This window comes from Microbacterium sp. SLBN-146 (genome assembly GCF_006715145.1).
GTDB lineage: Bacteria > Actinomycetota > Actinomycetes > Actinomycetales > Microbacteriaceae > Microbacterium.
On sequence record NZ_VFMR01000001.1, the window covers coordinates 2,862,787 to 2,879,859 of the forward strand.

Genomic DNA, 17,073 nt, shown 5'->3' on the forward strand with positions numbered 1-17,073 from the left:
AGACAGCATGACAGCGACCGAACGAGCGAGTTCCCTCACCCACCTCGCTCGTCTCGGGTTCAGTCAGCTCACCGAGACCGAGGCTCTCGCACAAGAGCTGGAGGAGACGACGGGATCCCGCCGGGACGACCTTCTCGCCCCGGCATCCGTCGCCGCTGACCCCGATTCCGCTCTGGAATCGCTGGTCAGGATCGCACGTCGCAATCCGGAAGCGGTCATCGGGCTCCTGTCCGACGCGCCGGGTTGGCGCGCGCTGTGGGCGCTCCTGGGAGCATCGACCGGGTTCGCAGACTTCTACTTCCGGCATCCCGAAGAGCTGGAGCACCTCGCGGGCGGTGCAGCACCGCTCCCGACCCCCGAGGAGTCGCTGGCGACGCTGCACGAGTCTGTCGGGGTGGAGGACGGTTTCGCCGCAGACGGCGGGGAGGGTTCCTGGGTCGCTTTGCGCGTCCGGTATCGCCGGCTGCTCGCCCGCATCGCCGTGCACGATCTTCTGAGCACCGATCCCGTCGATCGCATCGCGGCCGTCTCAGCGAGCCTTGCGGATGCCGCGGGTGCGGCGCTCGACGCATCGCTCTGCGTCGCGCGGACGCGCGTGTCGGGGGGCATCGCGGGTGCGGGGATGTTCCCGCGCGAGCACGTCGCACGTACGCGGCTCGCCGTCATCGGGATGGGGAAGACCGGCGCACGCGAATTGAACTACGTCAGCGATGTCGACGTCATCTTCGTCGGCGGTGCCGATGAAGGCCTCGCGGACGACGTGGGCGAGAGCCGTGTCGTCGACATCGCGACGCGCCTCGCCGTGCAGATGATGCGCGGGGTATCCGGCGTCGAGATCGAGCCGCCGCTGTGGGAAGTCGACCCGAACCTGCGGCCCGAAGGCAAGCAGGGTGCCCTCGTGCGCACGCTTGACTCGCACCTGTCGTACTACGACCGGTGGGCGAAGAGCTGGGAGTTCCAGGCGCTGCTGAAAGCCCGCCCGATCGCCGGAGATGAGGAACTCGGCCGCGCGTACGTCGCCGCCGTGCAGCCCAAGGTCTGGACGAGCGCGGCCCGCGAGAACTTCGTCGACTCGGTTCAGCGCATGCGAGAACGCGTCACCGATCACATCCCGCCCGCCGAGGTGCAGTACCAGCTCAAGCTCGGGCCAGGAGGAATCCGCGACATCGAGTTCACGGTGCAGCTCCTGCAGCTCGTCCACGGACTCTCGGATGATCGGATCCGCCAGCGCGGTACCCTCGCGGCGATCGACGCGCTCGTCGCCGAGGGATACATCGGGCGTGCCGAAGCGGCGGCCTTCTCGCGGGACTACCGCGAACTGCGCCTTCTCGAGCACCGCGTGCAGTTGCGCCATCTCAGCCGCACCCACCTCATGCCCTCGCGTCCGGAAGAGCTTCGCGTGCTCGCGCGGTCCTCAGGACTCGCTGAATCCGGCGACACCCTTTGGCAGCGCTGGGAGGGCGTCAAACGCGAGGTGCGTGACATCCACGTCCGGCTCTTCTATCGTCCGCTTCTGTCCGCGGTCGCGGCGCTCCCGGCCGATGAGCGCGCGCTCTCCACGGCGCAGGCTCACGACCGGCTCGCGGCGATCGGATTCACCGACCCGGCGGGCGCGCTGCGACACATCGCCGCGCTCACGACGGGGCTGAGCCGCAAGGTCACGATCCAGCGCCACCTCATGCCCGTCATGATCCGCTGGTTCGCCGACGGGGTCGATCCGGACTACGGCCTGCTGACGTTCCGCCGACTCAGCGAGCGGCTCGGCGACACACCGTGGTTCCTTCGGATGCTCCGCGACTCGTCCGGCGCCGCGGAGCGCTTGACGATGGTCCTCTCGGGATCGCGCTACATCGGCGAGCTCATGGAGTGGATCCCGGAATCTGCGGCGTGGCTCGACGACCCCGAACTCCTGCGTCCCCGCACCGGTGTCTCACTCCAAGCGGAGGCACGTGCCATCCAGACCCGGCACACCTCGATCAACGATGCGATGCGCGCCGTGCGGGCCCTGCGACGGCGGGAGCTGCTGCGGATCGCGATGTTCGCGCTCGTCGACGACACGTCGATCGACGAGGTGTCCGAGGCGCTGACGACCGTCACAGAAGTGACGATCCAAGCGACCCTCCGCGCGGTCCGCCGCGACATCGTCCCCGAAGAGGACAGGGCACTGGACTTCTCCGTCATCGCGATGGGGCGGTTCGGGGGGAGCGAGCTCGGGTTCGGCTCCGACGCGGACGTCATGTACGTGTACCGACCAAATGGCGTCGACCCGCAGCGCGCTCACCAGTACGCACTCAAGCTGGTCGCCGCGCTCCGCGACCACTCCGAGGATCAGCGCGTCCCTCTCGATCTCGACGCGGGTCTTCGACCCGAAGGCCGCAACGGTCCGCTCGCGCGCTCGCTCGACGCCTACGCCGAGTACTACCGCCGTTGGTCGCAATCATGGGAGGCGCAGGCGCTCCTTCGGGCGCGCGGCGTCGCGGGGAGCGTCAAGCTGATCCGCGAGTTCATGGCTCTCGCCGACGAGGTCAGGTACCCCTCGTCCGTCGATGCGAACGCCCTGAGAGAGATCAAGCGCATCAAGGCCCGGGTCGAGAACGAACGACTGCCCCAGGGCACCGACCCCGCCCGCCATCTCAAGCTCGGACCCGGTTCGTTGAGCGACGTCGAGTGGCTCGTCCAGCTTCTCCAACTCGAGCACGCGCATGCCGTTCCCGGCATGCGGACCACGTCGACGCTGACAGCACTCGCGCACGCGAGGGATGCCGGCCTCGTTCCGGCATCCGCCGCGGATCGACTGGAAGCTGCCTGGCGCCTCTCGAGCCGGTTGCGGTCGGCGAACACCCTGCTCTCGGGCCAGACGAGTGACGTCCTGCCCTTCGACCGCAGAAAGCTCGACGGCATCGGACGCCTTCTGGGCTACCCTCCGCGATCGGCGACTCAGGTCGAGGAGGATTACCTCGGCACGACGAGACGATCCCGACGCGTGTTCGAGAAGCTCTTCTACGGCTGAGCGGCGTGCCTCGTTTCGCCGTCGTGGCTGCGCTGGGAGAGTGTGCGCAAAGCGCCGACCTTCGGCGGCTCTGACAAAGGGGTCAACTCATGGCAGGTAATCGACCGGGCGGTGTGACACTCGTCGCCGTCCTCGCGTGGATCTCAGGCGTGCTCAATGTCCTCGGCGGCATTCTTCTGCTCATCGGTGTGGGCGCCGGGGAAACGACCGTCGACGGCATGGACGTCGGAGGCGGGGTGGGAGCGGCTGCGGCCTGGATCTCGATCATCATCGGCATCCTCACGATCGCTGTCGGGCTCGGGCTCCTCCGCGGCGCCAACATCGCCCGCATCATTGCGGCGATCGTCTTCATCTTGAACGTCATTTCCGCGGTCTACCTGCTCGTGACGCAGGGCGTCGGCAACTGGACCGCGATCATCTCCGGGATCCTTGCCGTCATCGCGTTGATCCTGTTGTTCTCCCCGAAGGCCAACGCCTTCTTCCGCTCCTGACTTCTTCTCCTCTGAACGGAGAGACCCCCGAGCCGCAAGGGCTCGGGGGTCTCTCCGTTCAGAACTCCTCGTGAGGAGTGCTGCCGACGTCAGACGCCGAAGTACAGCTCGTACTCGAACGGGTGCGGGCGCGCGTTGAGCGGCTGGATCTCGTTCTCGATCTTGTACTCGATCCACGTCTCGATGAGCTCAGGCGTGAACACGTTGCCGCGCGTGAGGAACTCGTGGTCGGCGCGGAGCGCCTCGAGCGAGTCGAGCAGCGAGTTCGGAACCTGCGGGATGTTCTTCGCCTCCTCGGGGGGAAGCTCGTACAGGTCCTTGTCGACCGGCTCGTGCGGCTCGATGCGGTTGATGATGCCGTCAAGACCGGCCATCATCTGGGCCGCGAAGGCGAGGTACGGGTTGCCCGAGGCGTCGGGCGCGCGGAACTCGATGCGCTTTGCCTTCGGGTTGGATCCGGTGATCGGGATGCGCACGGCAGCCGAGCGGTTACCGGCCGAGTAAACCAGGTTGACAGGTGCCTCGTAGCCCTTGACGAGGCGCTTGTACGAGTTGAGCGTCGGGTTGGTGAACGCGAGCACTGCGGGTGCGTGCGCGAGCAGGCCACCGATGTACCAGCGCGCGAGGTCGGAAAGTCCGCCGTAGCCGGCCTCATCGTAGAAGAGCGGCTTGCCCTCGAGCCACAGCGACTGGTGCGTGTGCATTCCCGAGCCGTTGTCGCCGAAGAGCGGCTTGGGCATGAAGGTCGCGACCTTGCCCCACTCGTTCGCCACGTTCTTGACGATGTACTTGAACTTCAGGATGTCGTCGGCCGCGTGCACCATCGTGTCGAAGCGGTAGTTGATCTCCTGCTGCCCACCCGTGCCCACTTCGTGGTGCGCACGCTCGAGGTGCAGACCCGACTCGATGAGGCGAAGCGAGATGTCGTCGCGGAGGTCTGCCGTCTTGTCGACGGGGGAGACGGGGAAGTAGCCACCCTTGTAGGGCGTCTTGTTGGAGAGGTTTCCGTCCTCTTCTTCACGCCCGGTGTTCCAGGCGCCTTCCTCGGAGTCGACCGAGTAGAAGCTCGAGTTCTGCTTCACTTCGTAACGAACGTCGTCGAAGATGTAGAACTCCGCCTCGGGGGCGAAGAACGCCGTGTCGGCGATACCGGTCGACGCGAGGTACTTCTCGGCCTTCTTGGCGACCTGACGCGGGTCCTTCGCGTAGATCTCACCGTTGCGCGGGTTGTAGATGTCGAAGACCATGATCAGCGTCTTGGCCTCGCGGAACGGGTCGACGTACGCCGTCGTCACGTCCGGAATGAGCTGCATGTCGGACTCGTGGATGTTCGCGAACCCACGGATCGAGGAGCCGTCGAACAGCTGACCGACGGTGAAGAACTCCTCGTCGACCGTCGACGCCGGGATGTTGAAGTGCTGCTGCACACCAGGAAGATCCGTGAAACGGATGTCGAGGAACTTGACGTCCTCGTCCTTGATGAATGCGAGCACCTCGGATGAATCTTTGAACATTGCGGCTCCAGAGGTAGGGCATCGGGAACTGCCGACGCACGAGCGTCAGCTTGTTTGGCACGGTACCGTGAGGGCATTGCCCTTCAGTGACACCATTGTTTCCGGCATGTTACGCGGCCGCCGTTAGGCTGGTGGAATGCCAGAAGTCGTACCCCCAGGAGCCTACCCTGGCGAGCGGCTCGGCCTGCCTGAAGAGGGTCGGGGCAGCATTGCGAAGCTCGGCCGCCGATTCGCGGCGATCGCGATCGACTGGGCATGCGCCGTCGTGATATCGGTCGCGTTCTTCGACTACGCGGCCCTCGCGACGACGATCGTCTTCATCGTCGTGCAGAGTCTCTTCATCCCCACGATCGGCGGAAGCCCGGGCCACCGCATCCTCGGACTGCGCGTCATCCGCCTCGGCGGAGGGTGGACGGGACTCTGGCGTCCGATCGTCCGCAGTGTTCTCGTCGCTCTCGTGATTCCCGCGGTGATCTGGGATGCCGACAACCGCGGGCTTCACGACAAGGCAGCCGGCACCGTCCTGGTGCGTGCCTGAACTCAGCGCGGTCGCGGAGCGCTCAGCGCGGTCGCGGAGCGCTCAGCGCGGTCGCGGAGCGCGGACTCGCGTCGGGTCGATCCCCTTCGGGATCGGAAGCGAGGACAGCGACTGCGAGACGGAATCGACCCGCTTGATCACCGCGGCCATCGTCGCGCGGTCGAGCGCCTTCGGCAGGCTCTTGATCGTGGCGGCGAGCTTGCTGATCGGGACCTCGTCGTCGCCGTGGCCGATGTAGAAGACGTGCACGGGAACGCCTGACGCGACGCGCTGGACCTTCATCTTCTCGTCGTTGACCAAGCGTGTGAGCCGACCTCTCGCTCCCTCACCGACGATGACGACACCGCCGCGACCGATCGCACGGTAGACGGCCTCCTGTGTCTTCGGGTTGATGCCGACGGGCATCTCACTCGCCTGCCACTTGCGTCCGAGCGACGTGGAGATGACGTGTCCGGTCGCGCCGGGCATTCCGTCGAGTCGCACGTACATGGCACGCGTCGAGAGACGGGTCATCGTCATGAGCGACCCGAGGATACCGAGCATGAGGCCAGTGACGCCCCAGAGGATGATGCTCCAGATCGCCACCGGCGGGATGAGGAAGCCGATGCCGACTCCGATCCCGATCCCCACCAGGACGAGTCCGACGAGAAGGAACGGAAGCCAGGGGAACGCCTTCTGCGTGAAGGTGTAGAGCGTGCGGAGCTGCGAGAAGAAGCCGGGACGCTTTTCGGGGGCGGAACTGCGGGCCATGGGTCCCAGCCTACCTTTTCGACGTCTCCTCCCCACCCCTGCTATCGCACCATCTCTCCACTGATCTCGTCGGACCGGGGCAGTCCGACCAGGAACAGGAGGAGGCTCGACCCGTGACTGCACACGGCGATCAGCTTCTCGCTCCGTACCATCCAGTGAGGCGGATCGTCGCAGGAACCGAAGCACCGTGGCCGGGTCTCATCGTCCGAACGGACTCGGGCGACACGACCGTCATGATCGATGCAGCGGATCTCCCGTCCGGTTGGGCGGGCTGGTCCGCCGACCCGGAAGGTCACCTGCTGGCGACCCTCGATGTCGTGCGCACCGCTGACGGGCACGCAGTGCTCACCCCGCTGTGCACGACTCGTCTCGATTCCTTCCTCGGCCGACGGGCGGCGCGCCGCGCACTCCTGACCGATGGCGAGATGGTCACACTGGTCGTCAGTATCGCCCGGGGCCTGCGGCAGGCGGAGGCGACGAACACCGAGCACGGCCAGTGGTGGCTCACGGATGCCGGGCGGCCGGTCCTCGCGACCGAGGAGGCGCAGGTCCACATCACCGTGTCTAGCGGCGAGGTCCTCAGCGGACTCCGCGCGGCAGCAGAATCACCCCTCTCGTGGTCATGGCTCGACGCGTGGCCGACGTCGTCGCGCGAGCTTCTCGCACTCGAGGCGCGCGCCTTCGACATCGCGCCGCCCCAGTCCCTCGCGGACGCGCCATCCTCCACGGTGACGCCCTGGCCTCTCGACGACCGCGCGAGCCCCAGGAGCGCCACCGGGCCGACGCCGGCGGATGGCACGAGACAGACGCTCCTGGAACGGATGGGCAGGCATCTCGACTCCGACGTCGCCGATCTGGTGTCGCGATCCCTCACCGGTGTACGGCGTCGTCTTCAGCGCCCTGGCAGGGTGTCGCACAAGCGCCTGGCGATCGTGAGCGTCAGCGTGTGGCTCGCCATCCTTGCGGTAGGCCTCCTCTGGCCGATGGAGGAAGACAGTTCGCCCGCGCAGGCACGTCATCCGACGGCTGACAGCACGCCCCGGGCGTCACCTCACCCTGAGGTCTCCGGCGGTGAAGTCTCCGTGAGCACGGAGCTTACGAACGCGTCCGGCCCTGACACCTCGACCGAGCCCGTCGACATCACAGGCGCCGTCTCCGACCTTCTCAGTCGCCGCACGGCGTGCGAGGGCGACACTGGCTGTCTCGGCGAGGTCATGGTGCGTCCCGCCGCCGACTTCCCGCCCGGGGTCATCGACGCGGCAGAGGCCGACCGTCGCGTAACGCTCGTCGACGACTACGGGGGAGTGGCCGTCGCCCGAGTCGACCCTGTGGCCGACGCGAGCCAACCACCCCTGCTCGTCGTCGTCCAGCGCACAGAAGAAAAATGGCTGCTGCGCGACGTATACGTCACGCAGCAGCCATGATCCGAGTCAGATGCCGAGCTGCCCGTCGAAGTCAGATGCCTCGAGGCGCTTCTTCACCGAGCCGAGGAATCGGGCGGCGTCTGCACCATCGATGATGCGGTGGTCATACGAGAGCGCCAGGAAGACGTACGAACGCGGGGCGATCGCGTCCTTTCCATCCACCGTGACGATGCCGGGCCGCTTGACGACAGCGCCGAGCCCCAGGATCGCCGACTGCGGAAGGAAGACGATCGGCGTGTCGAAGAGCGCGCCTCGCGATCCGGTGTTGGTCAGCGTGAACGTTCCACCGGCCAGCTCGTCGGGCTTGAGCTTGTTGTCGCGCGTGCGAGCAGCGAGGTCGGCGATCTCGCGTGCGAGCTCTGCGATCGACTTGCCCGCGGCGTCGCGAACGACGGGCGTCAGGAGTCCACGCTCGGTGTCGACCGCGATGGAGACGTTCTCGCTGGGCGGGTAGACGATGTTGTCACCGTCGACCGTCGCGTTGATGACGGGGTAGGTCTGCAGCGCCTCGATCGCAGCAATAGCGAAGAACGGAAGGAAGGAGAGCTTGTCGCCCGTCTTCTGCTGGAACTCCGCCTTGACAGCGTCACGATAAGCGGCGAGTCGCGTCACATCGACCTCGACGACCGTCGTGAGCTGAGCGGTGGCCTGCATCGACGCGACGGCACGCTCTGCAATGACCTTGCGCAGGCGAGACATCTTCTGCGTCGTTCCGCGGAGCGGCGACACCTCGACGACGGCCTCGGTCGGCGTCGCGGCGGGGGCGCTCGATGCCTGCGGTGCAGGCGCCTCGGCAGCCTTGAGGACGTCTTCCTTGCGGATTCGTCCTCCGACGCCCGTGCCCTTGACGGAGGCCAGGTCGACACCCTGCTGCTGTGCGAGACGGCGAACGAGCGGCGTGACGTACTGCACCTCGTCGTCACCGGCCACGAGGGTGGGAGCGGGCGCGGCGGCGGGAGCCGGTGCCTCCTGCGCGGGAGCGGCCGGGGCCTCGGCCACCGGAGCGTCGACGGCCGGCTCCTCCTTGGCGACGGGGGCGGGCGCTGCGTCTTCCTTCGCCGCGGCCTCTTCCTTCGGGGCGGGCGCTGCTTCGGCGGGGGCGGGTTCGGCAGGCGCAGGAGCGGCCGCGGCATCGCCGATCCGCGCCAGAGCTGCGCCGACCTCGACGGTCTCGTCCTCATCCACGAGGATCGCCTGGAGGATTCCCGCGACAGGGGACGGAATCTCGGTGTCCACCTTGTCGGTCGAGATCTCGACGAGAGGCTCGTCCACTTCGACCGAGTCGCCGACCTGCTTCAGCCAGCGCGTGATCGTGCCCTCCGTGACGCTCTCACCGAGCTCGGGGAGGACGACGTCCTTACCCTCACCCTGAGCGGCGGGCGCAGCCTGGGCCGCGGGCGCTTCGGCGGGCTTCTCTTCGGCGGCCGGGGCTTCCGGTGCCGCCTGGGGCTCCGGTGCGGCTTCCGGCTCAGCGGCCGCTGCGGGCTCGTCGGCGGACCCGGACACGTCGTCGGAGGATCCCGCTGACGATCCGTCGCCGATCTTCGCCAAGACGGCACCGACTTCGACCGTCTCGTCTTCTTGAACGAGGATCTCTTCGATCACGCCTCCGACGGGCGACGGGATCTCGGTGTCGACCTTGTCGGTCGAGATCTCGAGCAGCCCCTCGTCCGCCTCCACGGTGTCGCCGACCTGCTTGAGCCAGCGGGTGACCGTTCCCTCGGTGACGCTCTCGCCGAGCGCGGGGAGGACCACGGAAGTGCTCATGGGTATGTCTCCTTCAGGATGAAGTTCTCGTGTCTAGCTTAGTGACAGGGCATGGCCTGCGGTTCTACAGCGCGTGCAGCGGTTTGCCCGCCAGGGCGAGGAAGGCTTCGCCGAGTGCTTCGCTCTGCGTCGGGTGCGCGTGGAGGAAGGGGGCGATGTCCTCGGGGTGCGCCTCCCAGCCCACGGCGAGCTGCCCCTCCGTGATGAGTTCTCCCACGCGATCACCCGCGAGGTGCACGCCGATGACAGCGCCCTCCTTCTTGCGGATGACCTTGACGATGCCGCTCGTGCCGAGGATCTCGCTCTTGCCGTTGCCCGCGAGGTTGTACTCGTAGGCCACGATCCCGTCGGCGCCGAACTCCGCCGTCGCCTGCGCCTCGGTCACGCCCACGGAGGCGAGCTCCGGTCGCGAATAGGTGACCTTCGGAATCTGGAGGTCGGGAACGAGCACGGGCGACAGCCCCGCGATCTCCTCCGCGACGAAGATGCCCTGCTGGAAGCCGCGGTGCGCGAGCTGGAGTCCGGGAACGATGTCGCCGACGGCCCACACGTGGGCGACGGCGGTGCGCAGTCGCTCGTCGGTCACGACGAACCCCCGGTCGAGGTGGACACCGGCCTCCTCGTAGCCGAGCCCCGCGGTCGCCGGGCCGCGGCCCACCGCGACGAGAAGGTAGTCGGCGGTGAACGTCTTGCCGTCCTCCAGCGTCACCGTGACGTCGGAATCGGTCTGCTCTGCCGACGCGTACCGGACGCCGAGCGATGTCGCGATGCCGCGCTTCCGGTAGGCCCGCTCCATGGCCTTGCTGAGCGAGATGTCCTCGTTCGGAACGAGATGGTCGAGCGCCTCGATGATGGTGACATCGACGCCGAAGGACTTCCAGACGCTCGCGAACTCGACGCCGATCACTCCACCACCGAGGATCAGGACGCTGTCCGGGATCTCCTGGAGCTCGAGGGCATGCTCGCTCGTGAGGATGCGCCCGCCGATCTCGAGGCCCGGCAATGAGCGGCTGTAGGAGCCGGTTGCGAGGACGACATCAGTGCCCCGGTACAGGTCGTCGCCGACGCGGACGGCGGGACCGGATTCGAGAACGCCTTCGCCAGCGACGACCGTGATCCCGCGAGCCTTGATGAGGCCCTCGAGTCCCTTGAACTTCTTCGCGACGATCCCCTCGCGGTAGGCGCGCACGCCGTCGGGGTCGATGCCGTCGAGCGTCGCCCGGATGCCGATCGTCGCGGCGTCCCGAGCAGTGTCGGCAACCTCCGCGGCGTGCAGAAGCGCCTTCGTCGGAATGCACCCGCGATGGAGGCACGTGCCCCCCACCTTGTCCTTCTCGACGATCGCGACGCTCTTCCCCAGCTCTGCGGCGCGGAGTGCGGCGGCGTAGCCTCCACTGCCTCCGCCCAGGACGACGAGGTCGAAGGTGTGCTCGGTCATCGTTGACCTCCAGAGATGAATCGGATGAGCGACCGGACGGTGGCGGCGGTCGGCCCCTTGTCGGTGAAGCCGAATCCAGCGCCCTTGTTCATGCCGACACCTGCGATGTCCAGGTGCACCCACGGAATACGGGGCGCACCGTCGTCGTCGGACTGACGACCGACGAAGCGCTGAAGGAAGAGCCCTGCGAACAGCGACCCTCCCGCCGGATCGCCGATCTTCGCGTTCTGCATGTCGGCGATCGGGGAATCGAGGTCGTCCGACATATGAACGGGAAGCGGGAGGGGCCACGCGAGCTCACCGACGGCGTCCGCTGCCGCAAGGTACTCCTCGACGGCGGCTTCGTCGCCCATGACACCGGTATGACGGTTACCCAGCGCGATCGTGATGGCGCCGGTCAGCGTGGCGACGTCGACGATGACGTCAGGATGCCGGCGACTCGCGGCCACCAGTCCGTCCGCGAGGACGAGACGCCCTTCGGCATCCGTGTTGGTGACCTCGACCGTCGTTCCGTCGAGGATCCGCAGAACGTCTCCCGGGCGGGTCGCCCGCCCCGACGGCATGTTCTCGGCGATGCAGAGCCACGCGCTCACGTGCACGGGCAGACCCATCGTCGCGACGGCGCGCACCACGGCCAGCGCCGTCGCGGCGCCGCACATGTCGTACTTCATCCCGACCATGCCGGCGGCGGGCTTGAGCGAGAGTCCGCCCGTGTCGAACGTGATGCCCTTGCCGACGAGCGCGACGTGGCGGTTCGCCCCTTCCGGCGCGTAGTCGAGCCGGACGAGTCTCGGCGGACGGTCCGAGCCCTGCCCGACACCGAGGATTCCGCCATAGCCCCCTTCAGCGAGGGCGGACTCGTCGAGCACCTCGATCTCGACGGGCAGCCCTTCGAAAGCGGAGACCGCCCGCTCGGCGAAGTCGGACGGGCCCAGCCACTCGGCGGGGATCGAGACGAGATCCTTCACGAGCGCGGCGGCATCGGCGGTCGCGATGATGTCGGCGAGAGCGCCCGGAGCCTCGTCGGCATCGGAATGGACCACGACACGAGCGGCGCGCGCCTTGGGGGGGTCTGACTTGTAGCTGTCGAACCGATAGCCGCCGAGCGCAGCGCCCTCGGCGAGAGCCGTCCACAGTTCGGGATCGGCGAGCGGCGCGCCGAGCGAGATCGTCTCGAATCCGGTCAGGGTGCGCAGTGCGACTCCTGCGGCGTCACGGAGCGACGCCGCATCTCCGCCGGCGCCGGTGCCGACGACCGCCAAGGGGAGCGACGTGCTCTCCGGCGCATAGACCCGGTGAACGGATCCGGGAGAGCCCGTGAACCCGATCGCCGCGAGAGCTTCTGCGAGCCCGGGCCAGTCGTGCAGCGAATCGTCGTCTTCGAGCGGCGGAAGCGCCAGCACGATGGCGTCGGCGTCGGTGTCTCGGATCGGATCTGTGCGGTGGACGACGTCGGGAAAAGACATGGCCTCCATCCTACGGATGCCTTGTTCGCTCTGAGCGGGATGCGCCCATCACCCCTGGGCCCGACGTCACTCGTAGCATGGAGGACATGCCCTCCCTCGGTCCGCTCTTCGAACGCTCGGTGTCGGCCCCACCCGTTCCCCGCGGCCTCCCACTCGTCATCACCCTGACGGGCTTCACGGATGCCGGAAGTGCCGTCGCGCAGGTCATCGATCACTTCCGCAGCGACCTGGAGCCGATCCCACTCGTCGTCTTCGACAACGATGCGCTGCTGGACTACCGCGCACGCCGGCCGATCGTCGCGTTCGACCAGGATCACCTCACCGACTATCGCCCGCCGAGACTCGAGCTCTCGCTCGCACACGACGCCCTCGGACAGCCGTTCCTGCTCCTCGCCGGATACGAGCCCGACTTCGCGTGGGAGTCGTTCACCCGCAGCATCCTCGCGCTCACCGACGAGTACGACGTCGCGACGGTGACCTGGGTTCACGCCATCCCCATGCCGGTCCCGCACACGCGGCCGATCGGCACGACGGTCAGCGGCACCCGTGCCGAGCTGACCGCGGCCCACTCGGTCTGGAAGCCGCACACCGAGGTGCCCGCGACGGCGGGGCACCTCCTGGAGTATCGGTTCGCACAGGCGGGGGCCGCCGTCGCGGGCTTCGTCCTGCTGGTGCCTCACTACCTGGGGGACACCGAGTACCCCGCTGCCGCCCTCGCCGCGCTCGACAGCCTCACGGTTGCCACCGGCCTCGTCTTCTCGGGAGACGATCTCCGCGAAGAGAACCGCGAGTATCTCGAGAAGGTCGGCGAGCAGGTGAGCGGCAGCGACGAGCTCTCGCGCATGGTCGAAGGGCTGGAAGAGCGCTACGACGCCTACATGGCAGGGTCGACACTGGCGACACCGATGATCCACACGGGTGATCTGCCCAGTGCGGACGAACTGGCCGCTGAGCTGGAGCGATTCCTCGCGAACCGGGCGCCGGGCGAGGACGACAAACGCGTCTGAGGGGAATGCCCTGGGTCGCGCCGCGGTTGTAGAGGGAGGCGCCAGTCGATCGACCTCTCGCCGCTGTGCTGTTGTGCGAGGTCGAGTGTGCGATACTGGATGCCACGACCCGTTGTCAACCGCAGTTTCAGTTCGCGCTGAGCCACTCGGACTTGACAAGGGTCTTACTAGTGTCCGAATTCCCCCGACTCAGCGATGGGATCGCTCGGTCGGTGAAAGGCAGAACGTGACTCCAGGCACCAAGACCAAGGCCACCGCCGCCCCTCAGGACGCCGACCTCGATGAGGCGACCCCGGCGGCGGCGAAGGCTGCCGTCAAGGCCCCGGCGAAGAAGGCTCCTGCGAAGAAGACCGCGGCGAAGGCGCCGGCGGCTTCGAAGGCCGCCGCGAAGAAGGCTTCGAAGGCGAGCTCCGCGGACGGCGACGACGAACCCGATGAGGACATCGAGGTCGAAGACGACGTCGACATCGACGACGCGGACGACACGAGCGACGACGACGAGACCACTCCCGCGGTGACGCGCGAGAAGGCTCCCGCCGCGAACGCATCAGAGTCGTCCGACGACGATGACGACGAGGAGAGCCCCAAGCCGGCTTTCACCGAGCCGCTTCCCACGGGCGCGATCGTCATCACATCGAGCGACGAGGACGACGTCCCCGTTTACTCGACGCAGATCACCGGCGCGACCGCCGACCCCGTCAAGGACTACCTGAAGCAGATCGGCAAGGTTCCGCTGCTGAACGCGGCGGAAGAGGTCGAGCTCGCGATGCGGATCGAGGCGGGTCTGTTCGCCGAGGAGAAGCTCTCGCACATGTCCGGTGCCGAGAAGTCCTCGCAGCTCGGACTCGACCTGCAGTGGGTTGCTCGCGACGGACAGCGCGCGAAGTCGCACCTGCTCGGGGCGAACCTCCGACTGGTCGTCTCGCTGGCCAAGCGCTACACCGGCCGTGGCATGCAGTTCCTGGACCTCATCCAGGAGGGCAACCTCGGCCTCATCCGCGCTGTCGAGAAGTTCGACTACACGAAGGGCTTCAAGTTCTCCACGTATGCGACGTGGTGGATCCGGCAGGCGATCACTCGCGCGATGGCCGACCAGGCGCGGACCATCCGCATCCCGGTCCACATGGTGGAGGTCATCAACAAGCTCGCTCGTGTCCAGCGGCAGATGCTGCAGGACCTCGGGCGCGAGCCCACGCCCGAAGAGCTGAGCCGCGAACTCGACATGACCCCTGAGAAGGTCATCGAGGTGCAGAAGTACGGCCGCGAGCCGATCTCGCTGCACACGCCTCTCGGCGAGGACGGCGACAGCGAGTTCGGAGACCTGATCGAAGACACCGAGGCAGTCGTCCCCGCAGACGCCGTGGGCTTCACGATGCTGCAGCGTCAGCTCGAGTCGCTGCTCGATTCGCTCTCCGAGCGCGAAGCAGGCGTCATCCGCATGCGCTTCGGACTCGGCGACGGCCAGCCCAAGACCCTCGACCAGATCGGGGACACGTTCGGGGTGACGCGCGAGCGGATCCGTCAGATCGAGTCCAAGACGATGGCGAAGCTGCGGCACCCGTCGCGTTCGCAGTCGCTCCGGGACTACCTCGAGTGACCCGCGCGAAGGGCAGCGGTCTCCGGTACGTTCCGGCGATCGTCGCAGGCAAGCTCGCGCGGTTCGCGACGAGGTTGCGCGGGGGAGGCTCAGCCTTCCCCGGGTATGTCGCGAACCGACTCGCGCCGTCGTTGCTGAGCACGCTCGGCGGCCAGTTCCCGGATGGCGTCGTCTTCGTCCTCGGCTCTAACGGCAAGACCACGACGACCCACATGGTCAGCGAGATCCTTCGGGCGCACGGACTCAAGGTCTTCACGAACCCGACGGGCGCGAACCTCCCGCAGGGAGTCACGAGCGCGTTGCTCGCCGACGCCACTCTCACAGGGCGCGTGCGCGCCGATGTCGCGGTGCTCGAGGTGGACGAGGGATTCGCCGCGGAACTCGCGGACATCCTCGCTCCGCGCGTCATCGTGGCACTCAACGTGCAGGTCGACCAGCTCTACCGGTTCTACGAGACCGAGCGCGTCGCCGACATGATGCTCGACGCGGCGACGCGCGCGTCCGTGCGTGTCGTCGTCAACGCCGATGATCCGTACCTGAGCAAGATCGACGACACGACTCTCCGTTCCGAGGCCTCCTTCTTCGGTGCGTCACCCGCGGTCGTCGCGGCATCCGCGCACGGGCTCGTCAACGCCGTCGATACGCGAAGCGGCGACGCCGGAACACGTCAGCGGCACCTCGAGACGGAGGTCGTCTCGGCGTCCGGGCGTGCGGTCGAGCTTTCGCTGGACGGAACGGTCTTCTCGATCACGCTCCCCGCGCGGGGTCTGCACTACGCCGTCGACGCCGCCGCCGCCGTCAGCGCTGCTCGACACATCCTGAGCGGCCGGTTCGACACGGAGGCCGCCGCGCGCGGGTTCTCGCAGATGACCCCCGCCTACGGCCGTGGCGAACTCGTCCCGCTTCGCCGTGATCCCTCCGGAGAGCAGGTGGAGTTCGTCATGTTCAAGAACGGACCGAGTCTGCAGCTCAACGTGGACGCCCTCGACGCGGCTCCCGAACGGGTTCTGATGGCGATCGACGAAGGCACGCCGGACATCTCCTGGATGTACGACGTCGACCTGTCGCGTTTCGATCACGTCGATGTCGTGACGGGGGAGAAGGCACACCAGATCGCGACGAGGCTCGCCTATGCCGGCATCCCGATCGGCACGGTCGAACCGGATGTCGAGAAGGCCGTCGAGATCATGCGGCGCTTCCCGCAGACCCGCGACGGCCGACAGACGTGGTTCGTGAACTATGAGCTGATGATGCTGGGCCGCCGCATCCTCGGCTACGGCGATCAGGAGGTGGCCCGACGATGACCGATCTCCAGATCGTCCAGCTCTACCCGGATCTGCTCGGGGTCACAGGTGACCGGGGCAATGTCGACGTCCTCGCGACCCGAGCGCGTCTTGCTGGCCTCGACGCCGCGATCACCTCGATCGGAATGGCGGATGCCGCCGAGCCCGACGCCGACGTCATCGTGATCGGCAACGGTCCGCTGTCGGCGCTGCGTACGGTTCGCGACGATCTCTTCGGCCGGAGGGCCTGGCTCTCCCGTCAGCGTGAGGCGGGAGCGGTGATCTTCGCCGTCGGCGCCGGGGCGGAGCTCCTCGCGGCGAACGTGCGGGTTCTCGACGGACCCGACATCGAGGGCCTCGGTCTCGTGCCGGCGACCGTCGCGCGCACGCGAGACCGGCGTGTGGGCTACATCGTGGCGGAGACGCGCGACGGCCGACTCGTCGGATTCGAAGATCACGCATCGGTCTGGACGCTGCAGCCGGGCGCAGACCCCGCAATCCGATACGGCACCGTCGTCGCCGGCCGCGGTAGCCTCGACCCCGCCGGTGAGACAGTCGTCGTCGACGGCGTCTACGCAACAAATGTGCAGGGTCCCGCGCTTCCGCTCAATCCTCAGCTCGCCGACGCGATCCTGCGGACCGCCGTCGCGAAGCGCGGGGGCGAGTACGACACTGGCGCCGCCCACGCACAGATCGACGACTATGCGCGCCACGCCCGCGCCGAGATCGAACGACGCGCCGCCAGCAAGCACTTCACGGCGATCCAGCTCTGACAACGAAGAATGCCC

The 17,073-nt window shown here is 67.5% G+C and carries 13 protein-coding genes; 8 read left to right on the forward strand and 5 right to left on the reverse strand.

The genetic code is table 11. The features are described 5' to 3' along the window. Positions 1-7: 7 nt before the first annotated feature. Positions 8-3,010 carry a bifunctional [glutamine synthetase] adenylyltransferase/[glutamine synthetase]-adenylyl-L-tyrosine phosphorylase gene (locus FBY39_RS12800; protein WP_141932650.1) on the forward strand — a complete coding sequence of 1,001 codons (3,003 nt, stop codon included), beginning with the start codon at positions 8-10 and terminating at the stop codon, positions 3,008-3,010. 89 nt (positions 3,011-3,099) lie between these two features. Continuing rightward, a complete protein-coding gene (locus tag FBY39_RS12805) occupies positions 3,100-3,501 on the forward strand; it encodes a hypothetical protein (RefSeq protein ID WP_141932651.1) in 402 nt (133 codons plus the stop codon). An 89-nt stretch (positions 3,502-3,590) separates the two neighbouring features. On the opposite strand, the gene glnA is transcribed toward FBY39_RS12805, so the two are convergent. After that, positions 3,591-5,015 (reverse strand): type I glutamate--ammonia ligase, encoded by a 1,425-nt coding sequence (gene glnA, locus FBY39_RS12810; protein ID WP_141932652.1) that lies wholly within the window; start codon positions 5,013-5,015, stop codon positions 3,591-3,593. Between the two features lie 136 nt (positions 5,016-5,151). Between glnA and FBY39_RS12815 the strand changes: the two genes are divergently transcribed. Then, positions 5,152-5,553 carry an RDD family protein gene (locus tag FBY39_RS12815; RefSeq protein WP_141932653.1) on the forward strand — a complete coding sequence of 134 codons (402 nt, stop codon included), beginning with the start codon at positions 5,152-5,154 and terminating at the stop codon, positions 5,551-5,553. A 42-nt stretch (positions 5,554-5,595) separates the two neighbouring features. On the opposite strand, the gene FBY39_RS12820 is transcribed toward FBY39_RS12815, so the two are convergent. Beyond that, positions 5,596-6,303 (reverse strand): DUF4191 family protein, encoded by a 708-nt coding sequence (locus tag FBY39_RS12820; RefSeq protein ID WP_141932654.1) that lies wholly within the window; start codon positions 6,301-6,303, stop codon positions 5,596-5,598. A 113-nt stretch (positions 6,304-6,416) separates the two neighbouring features. Between FBY39_RS12820 and FBY39_RS12825 the strand changes: the two genes are divergently transcribed. Next, positions 6,417-7,727 (forward strand): hypothetical protein, encoded by a 1,311-nt coding sequence (locus FBY39_RS12825; RefSeq protein ID WP_141932655.1) that lies wholly within the window; start codon positions 6,417-6,419, stop codon positions 7,725-7,727. Between the two features lie 6 nt (positions 7,728-7,733). Here the strand turns inward: FBY39_RS12825 and sucB are convergent, their stop codons facing one another. The 3 genes from sucB to FBY39_RS12840 all read right to left on the reverse strand — a co-directional run bounded on the left by sucB (position 7,734) and on the right by FBY39_RS12840 (position 12,398). Beyond that, the gene (gene sucB / locus FBY39_RS12830) at positions 7,734-9,494 is read right to left on the reverse strand and encodes a 2-oxoglutarate dehydrogenase, E2 component, dihydrolipoamide succinyltransferase (RefSeq protein ID WP_141932656.1); all 1,761 of its coding nucleotides are present in this window, start codon (positions 9,492-9,494) and stop codon (positions 7,734-7,736) included. A 64-nt stretch (positions 9,495-9,558) separates the two neighbouring features. Then, positions 9,559-10,932, reverse strand: coding sequence for a dihydrolipoyl dehydrogenase (gene lpdA / locus FBY39_RS12835; protein WP_141932657.1), 1,374 nt, complete (start codon positions 10,930-10,932; stop codon positions 9,559-9,561). Further along, positions 10,929-12,398: a leucyl aminopeptidase gene (locus FBY39_RS12840; RefSeq protein ID WP_141932658.1), complete on the reverse strand. Its 1,470-nt coding sequence runs from the start codon at positions 12,396-12,398 to the stop codon at positions 10,929-10,931. The genes lpdA and FBY39_RS12840 overlap by 4 nt, the downstream gene beginning before the upstream one ends. Before the next feature lie 86 nt (positions 12,399-12,484). Here FBY39_RS12840 and FBY39_RS12845 point away from each other — a divergent pair, with 86 nt between their 5' ends. The 4 genes from FBY39_RS12845 to FBY39_RS12860 all read left to right on the forward strand — a co-directional run bounded on the left by FBY39_RS12845 (position 12,485) and on the right by FBY39_RS12860 (position 17,058). Next, on the forward strand, positions 12,485-13,405 hold the full coding sequence (locus tag FBY39_RS12845) for a proteasome assembly chaperone family protein (RefSeq protein ID WP_141932659.1): 921 nt from the start codon (positions 12,485-12,487) through the stop codon (positions 13,403-13,405). A 226-nt stretch (positions 13,406-13,631) separates the two neighbouring features. After that, complete coding sequence (locus tag FBY39_RS12850) at positions 13,632-15,002, forward strand: RNA polymerase sigma factor (RefSeq protein ID WP_141932660.1); 1,371 nt, start codon at positions 13,632-13,634, stop codon at positions 15,000-15,002. Then, positions 14,999-16,306: a MurT ligase domain-containing protein gene (locus FBY39_RS12855; RefSeq protein ID WP_141932661.1), complete on the forward strand. Its 1,308-nt coding sequence runs from the start codon at positions 14,999-15,001 to the stop codon at positions 16,304-16,306. Before FBY39_RS12850 ends, FBY39_RS12855 begins: the two co-directional genes overlap by 4 nt. Further along, the gene (locus tag FBY39_RS12860) at positions 16,303-17,058 is read left to right on the forward strand and encodes a type 1 glutamine amidotransferase (RefSeq protein WP_141932662.1); all 756 of its coding nucleotides are present in this window, start codon (positions 16,303-16,305) and stop codon (positions 17,056-17,058) included. The genes FBY39_RS12855 and FBY39_RS12860 overlap by 4 nt, the downstream gene beginning before the upstream one ends. Positions 17,059-17,073 lie beyond the last annotated feature (15 nt).

Bases quoted from the DNA above. Each gene is read 5' to 3' on its own strand.
- sucB (WP_141932656.1), bottom strand. From the start codon at position 9,494: ATGAGCACTTCCGTGGTCCTCCCCGCGCTCGGCGAGAGCGTCACCGAG.
- FBY39_RS12805 (WP_141932651.1), top strand. From the start codon at position 3,100: ATGGCAGGTAATCGACCGGGCGGTGTGACACTCGTCGCCGTCCTCGCG.
- FBY39_RS12845 (WP_141932659.1), top strand. From the start codon at position 12,485: ATGCCCTCCCTCGGTCCGCTCTTCGAACGCTCGGTGTCGGCCCCACCC.
- FBY39_RS12815 (WP_141932653.1), top strand. From the start codon at position 5,152: ATGCCAGAAGTCGTACCCCCAGGAGCCTACCCTGGCGAGCGGCTCGGC.
- FBY39_RS12820 (WP_141932654.1), bottom strand. From the start codon at position 6,303: ATGGCCCGCAGTTCCGCCCCCGAAAAGCGTCCCGGCTTCTTCTCGCAG.
- FBY39_RS12860 (WP_141932662.1), top strand. From the start codon at position 16,303: ATGACCGATCTCCAGATCGTCCAGCTCTACCCGGATCTGCTCGGGGTC.
- FBY39_RS12800 (WP_141932650.1), top strand. From the start codon at position 8: ATGACAGCGACCGAACGAGCGAGTTCCCTCACCCACCTCGCTCGTCTC.
- lpdA (WP_141932657.1), bottom strand. From the start codon at position 10,932: ATGACCGAGCACACCTTCGACCTCGTCGTCCTGGGCGGAGGCAGTGGA.
- glnA (WP_141932652.1), bottom strand. From the start codon at position 5,015: ATGTTCAAAGATTCATCCGAGGTGCTCGCATTCATCAAGGACGAGGAC.
- FBY39_RS12840 (WP_141932658.1), bottom strand. From the start codon at position 12,398: ATGTCTTTTCCCGACGTCGTCCACCGCACAGATCCGATCCGAGACACC.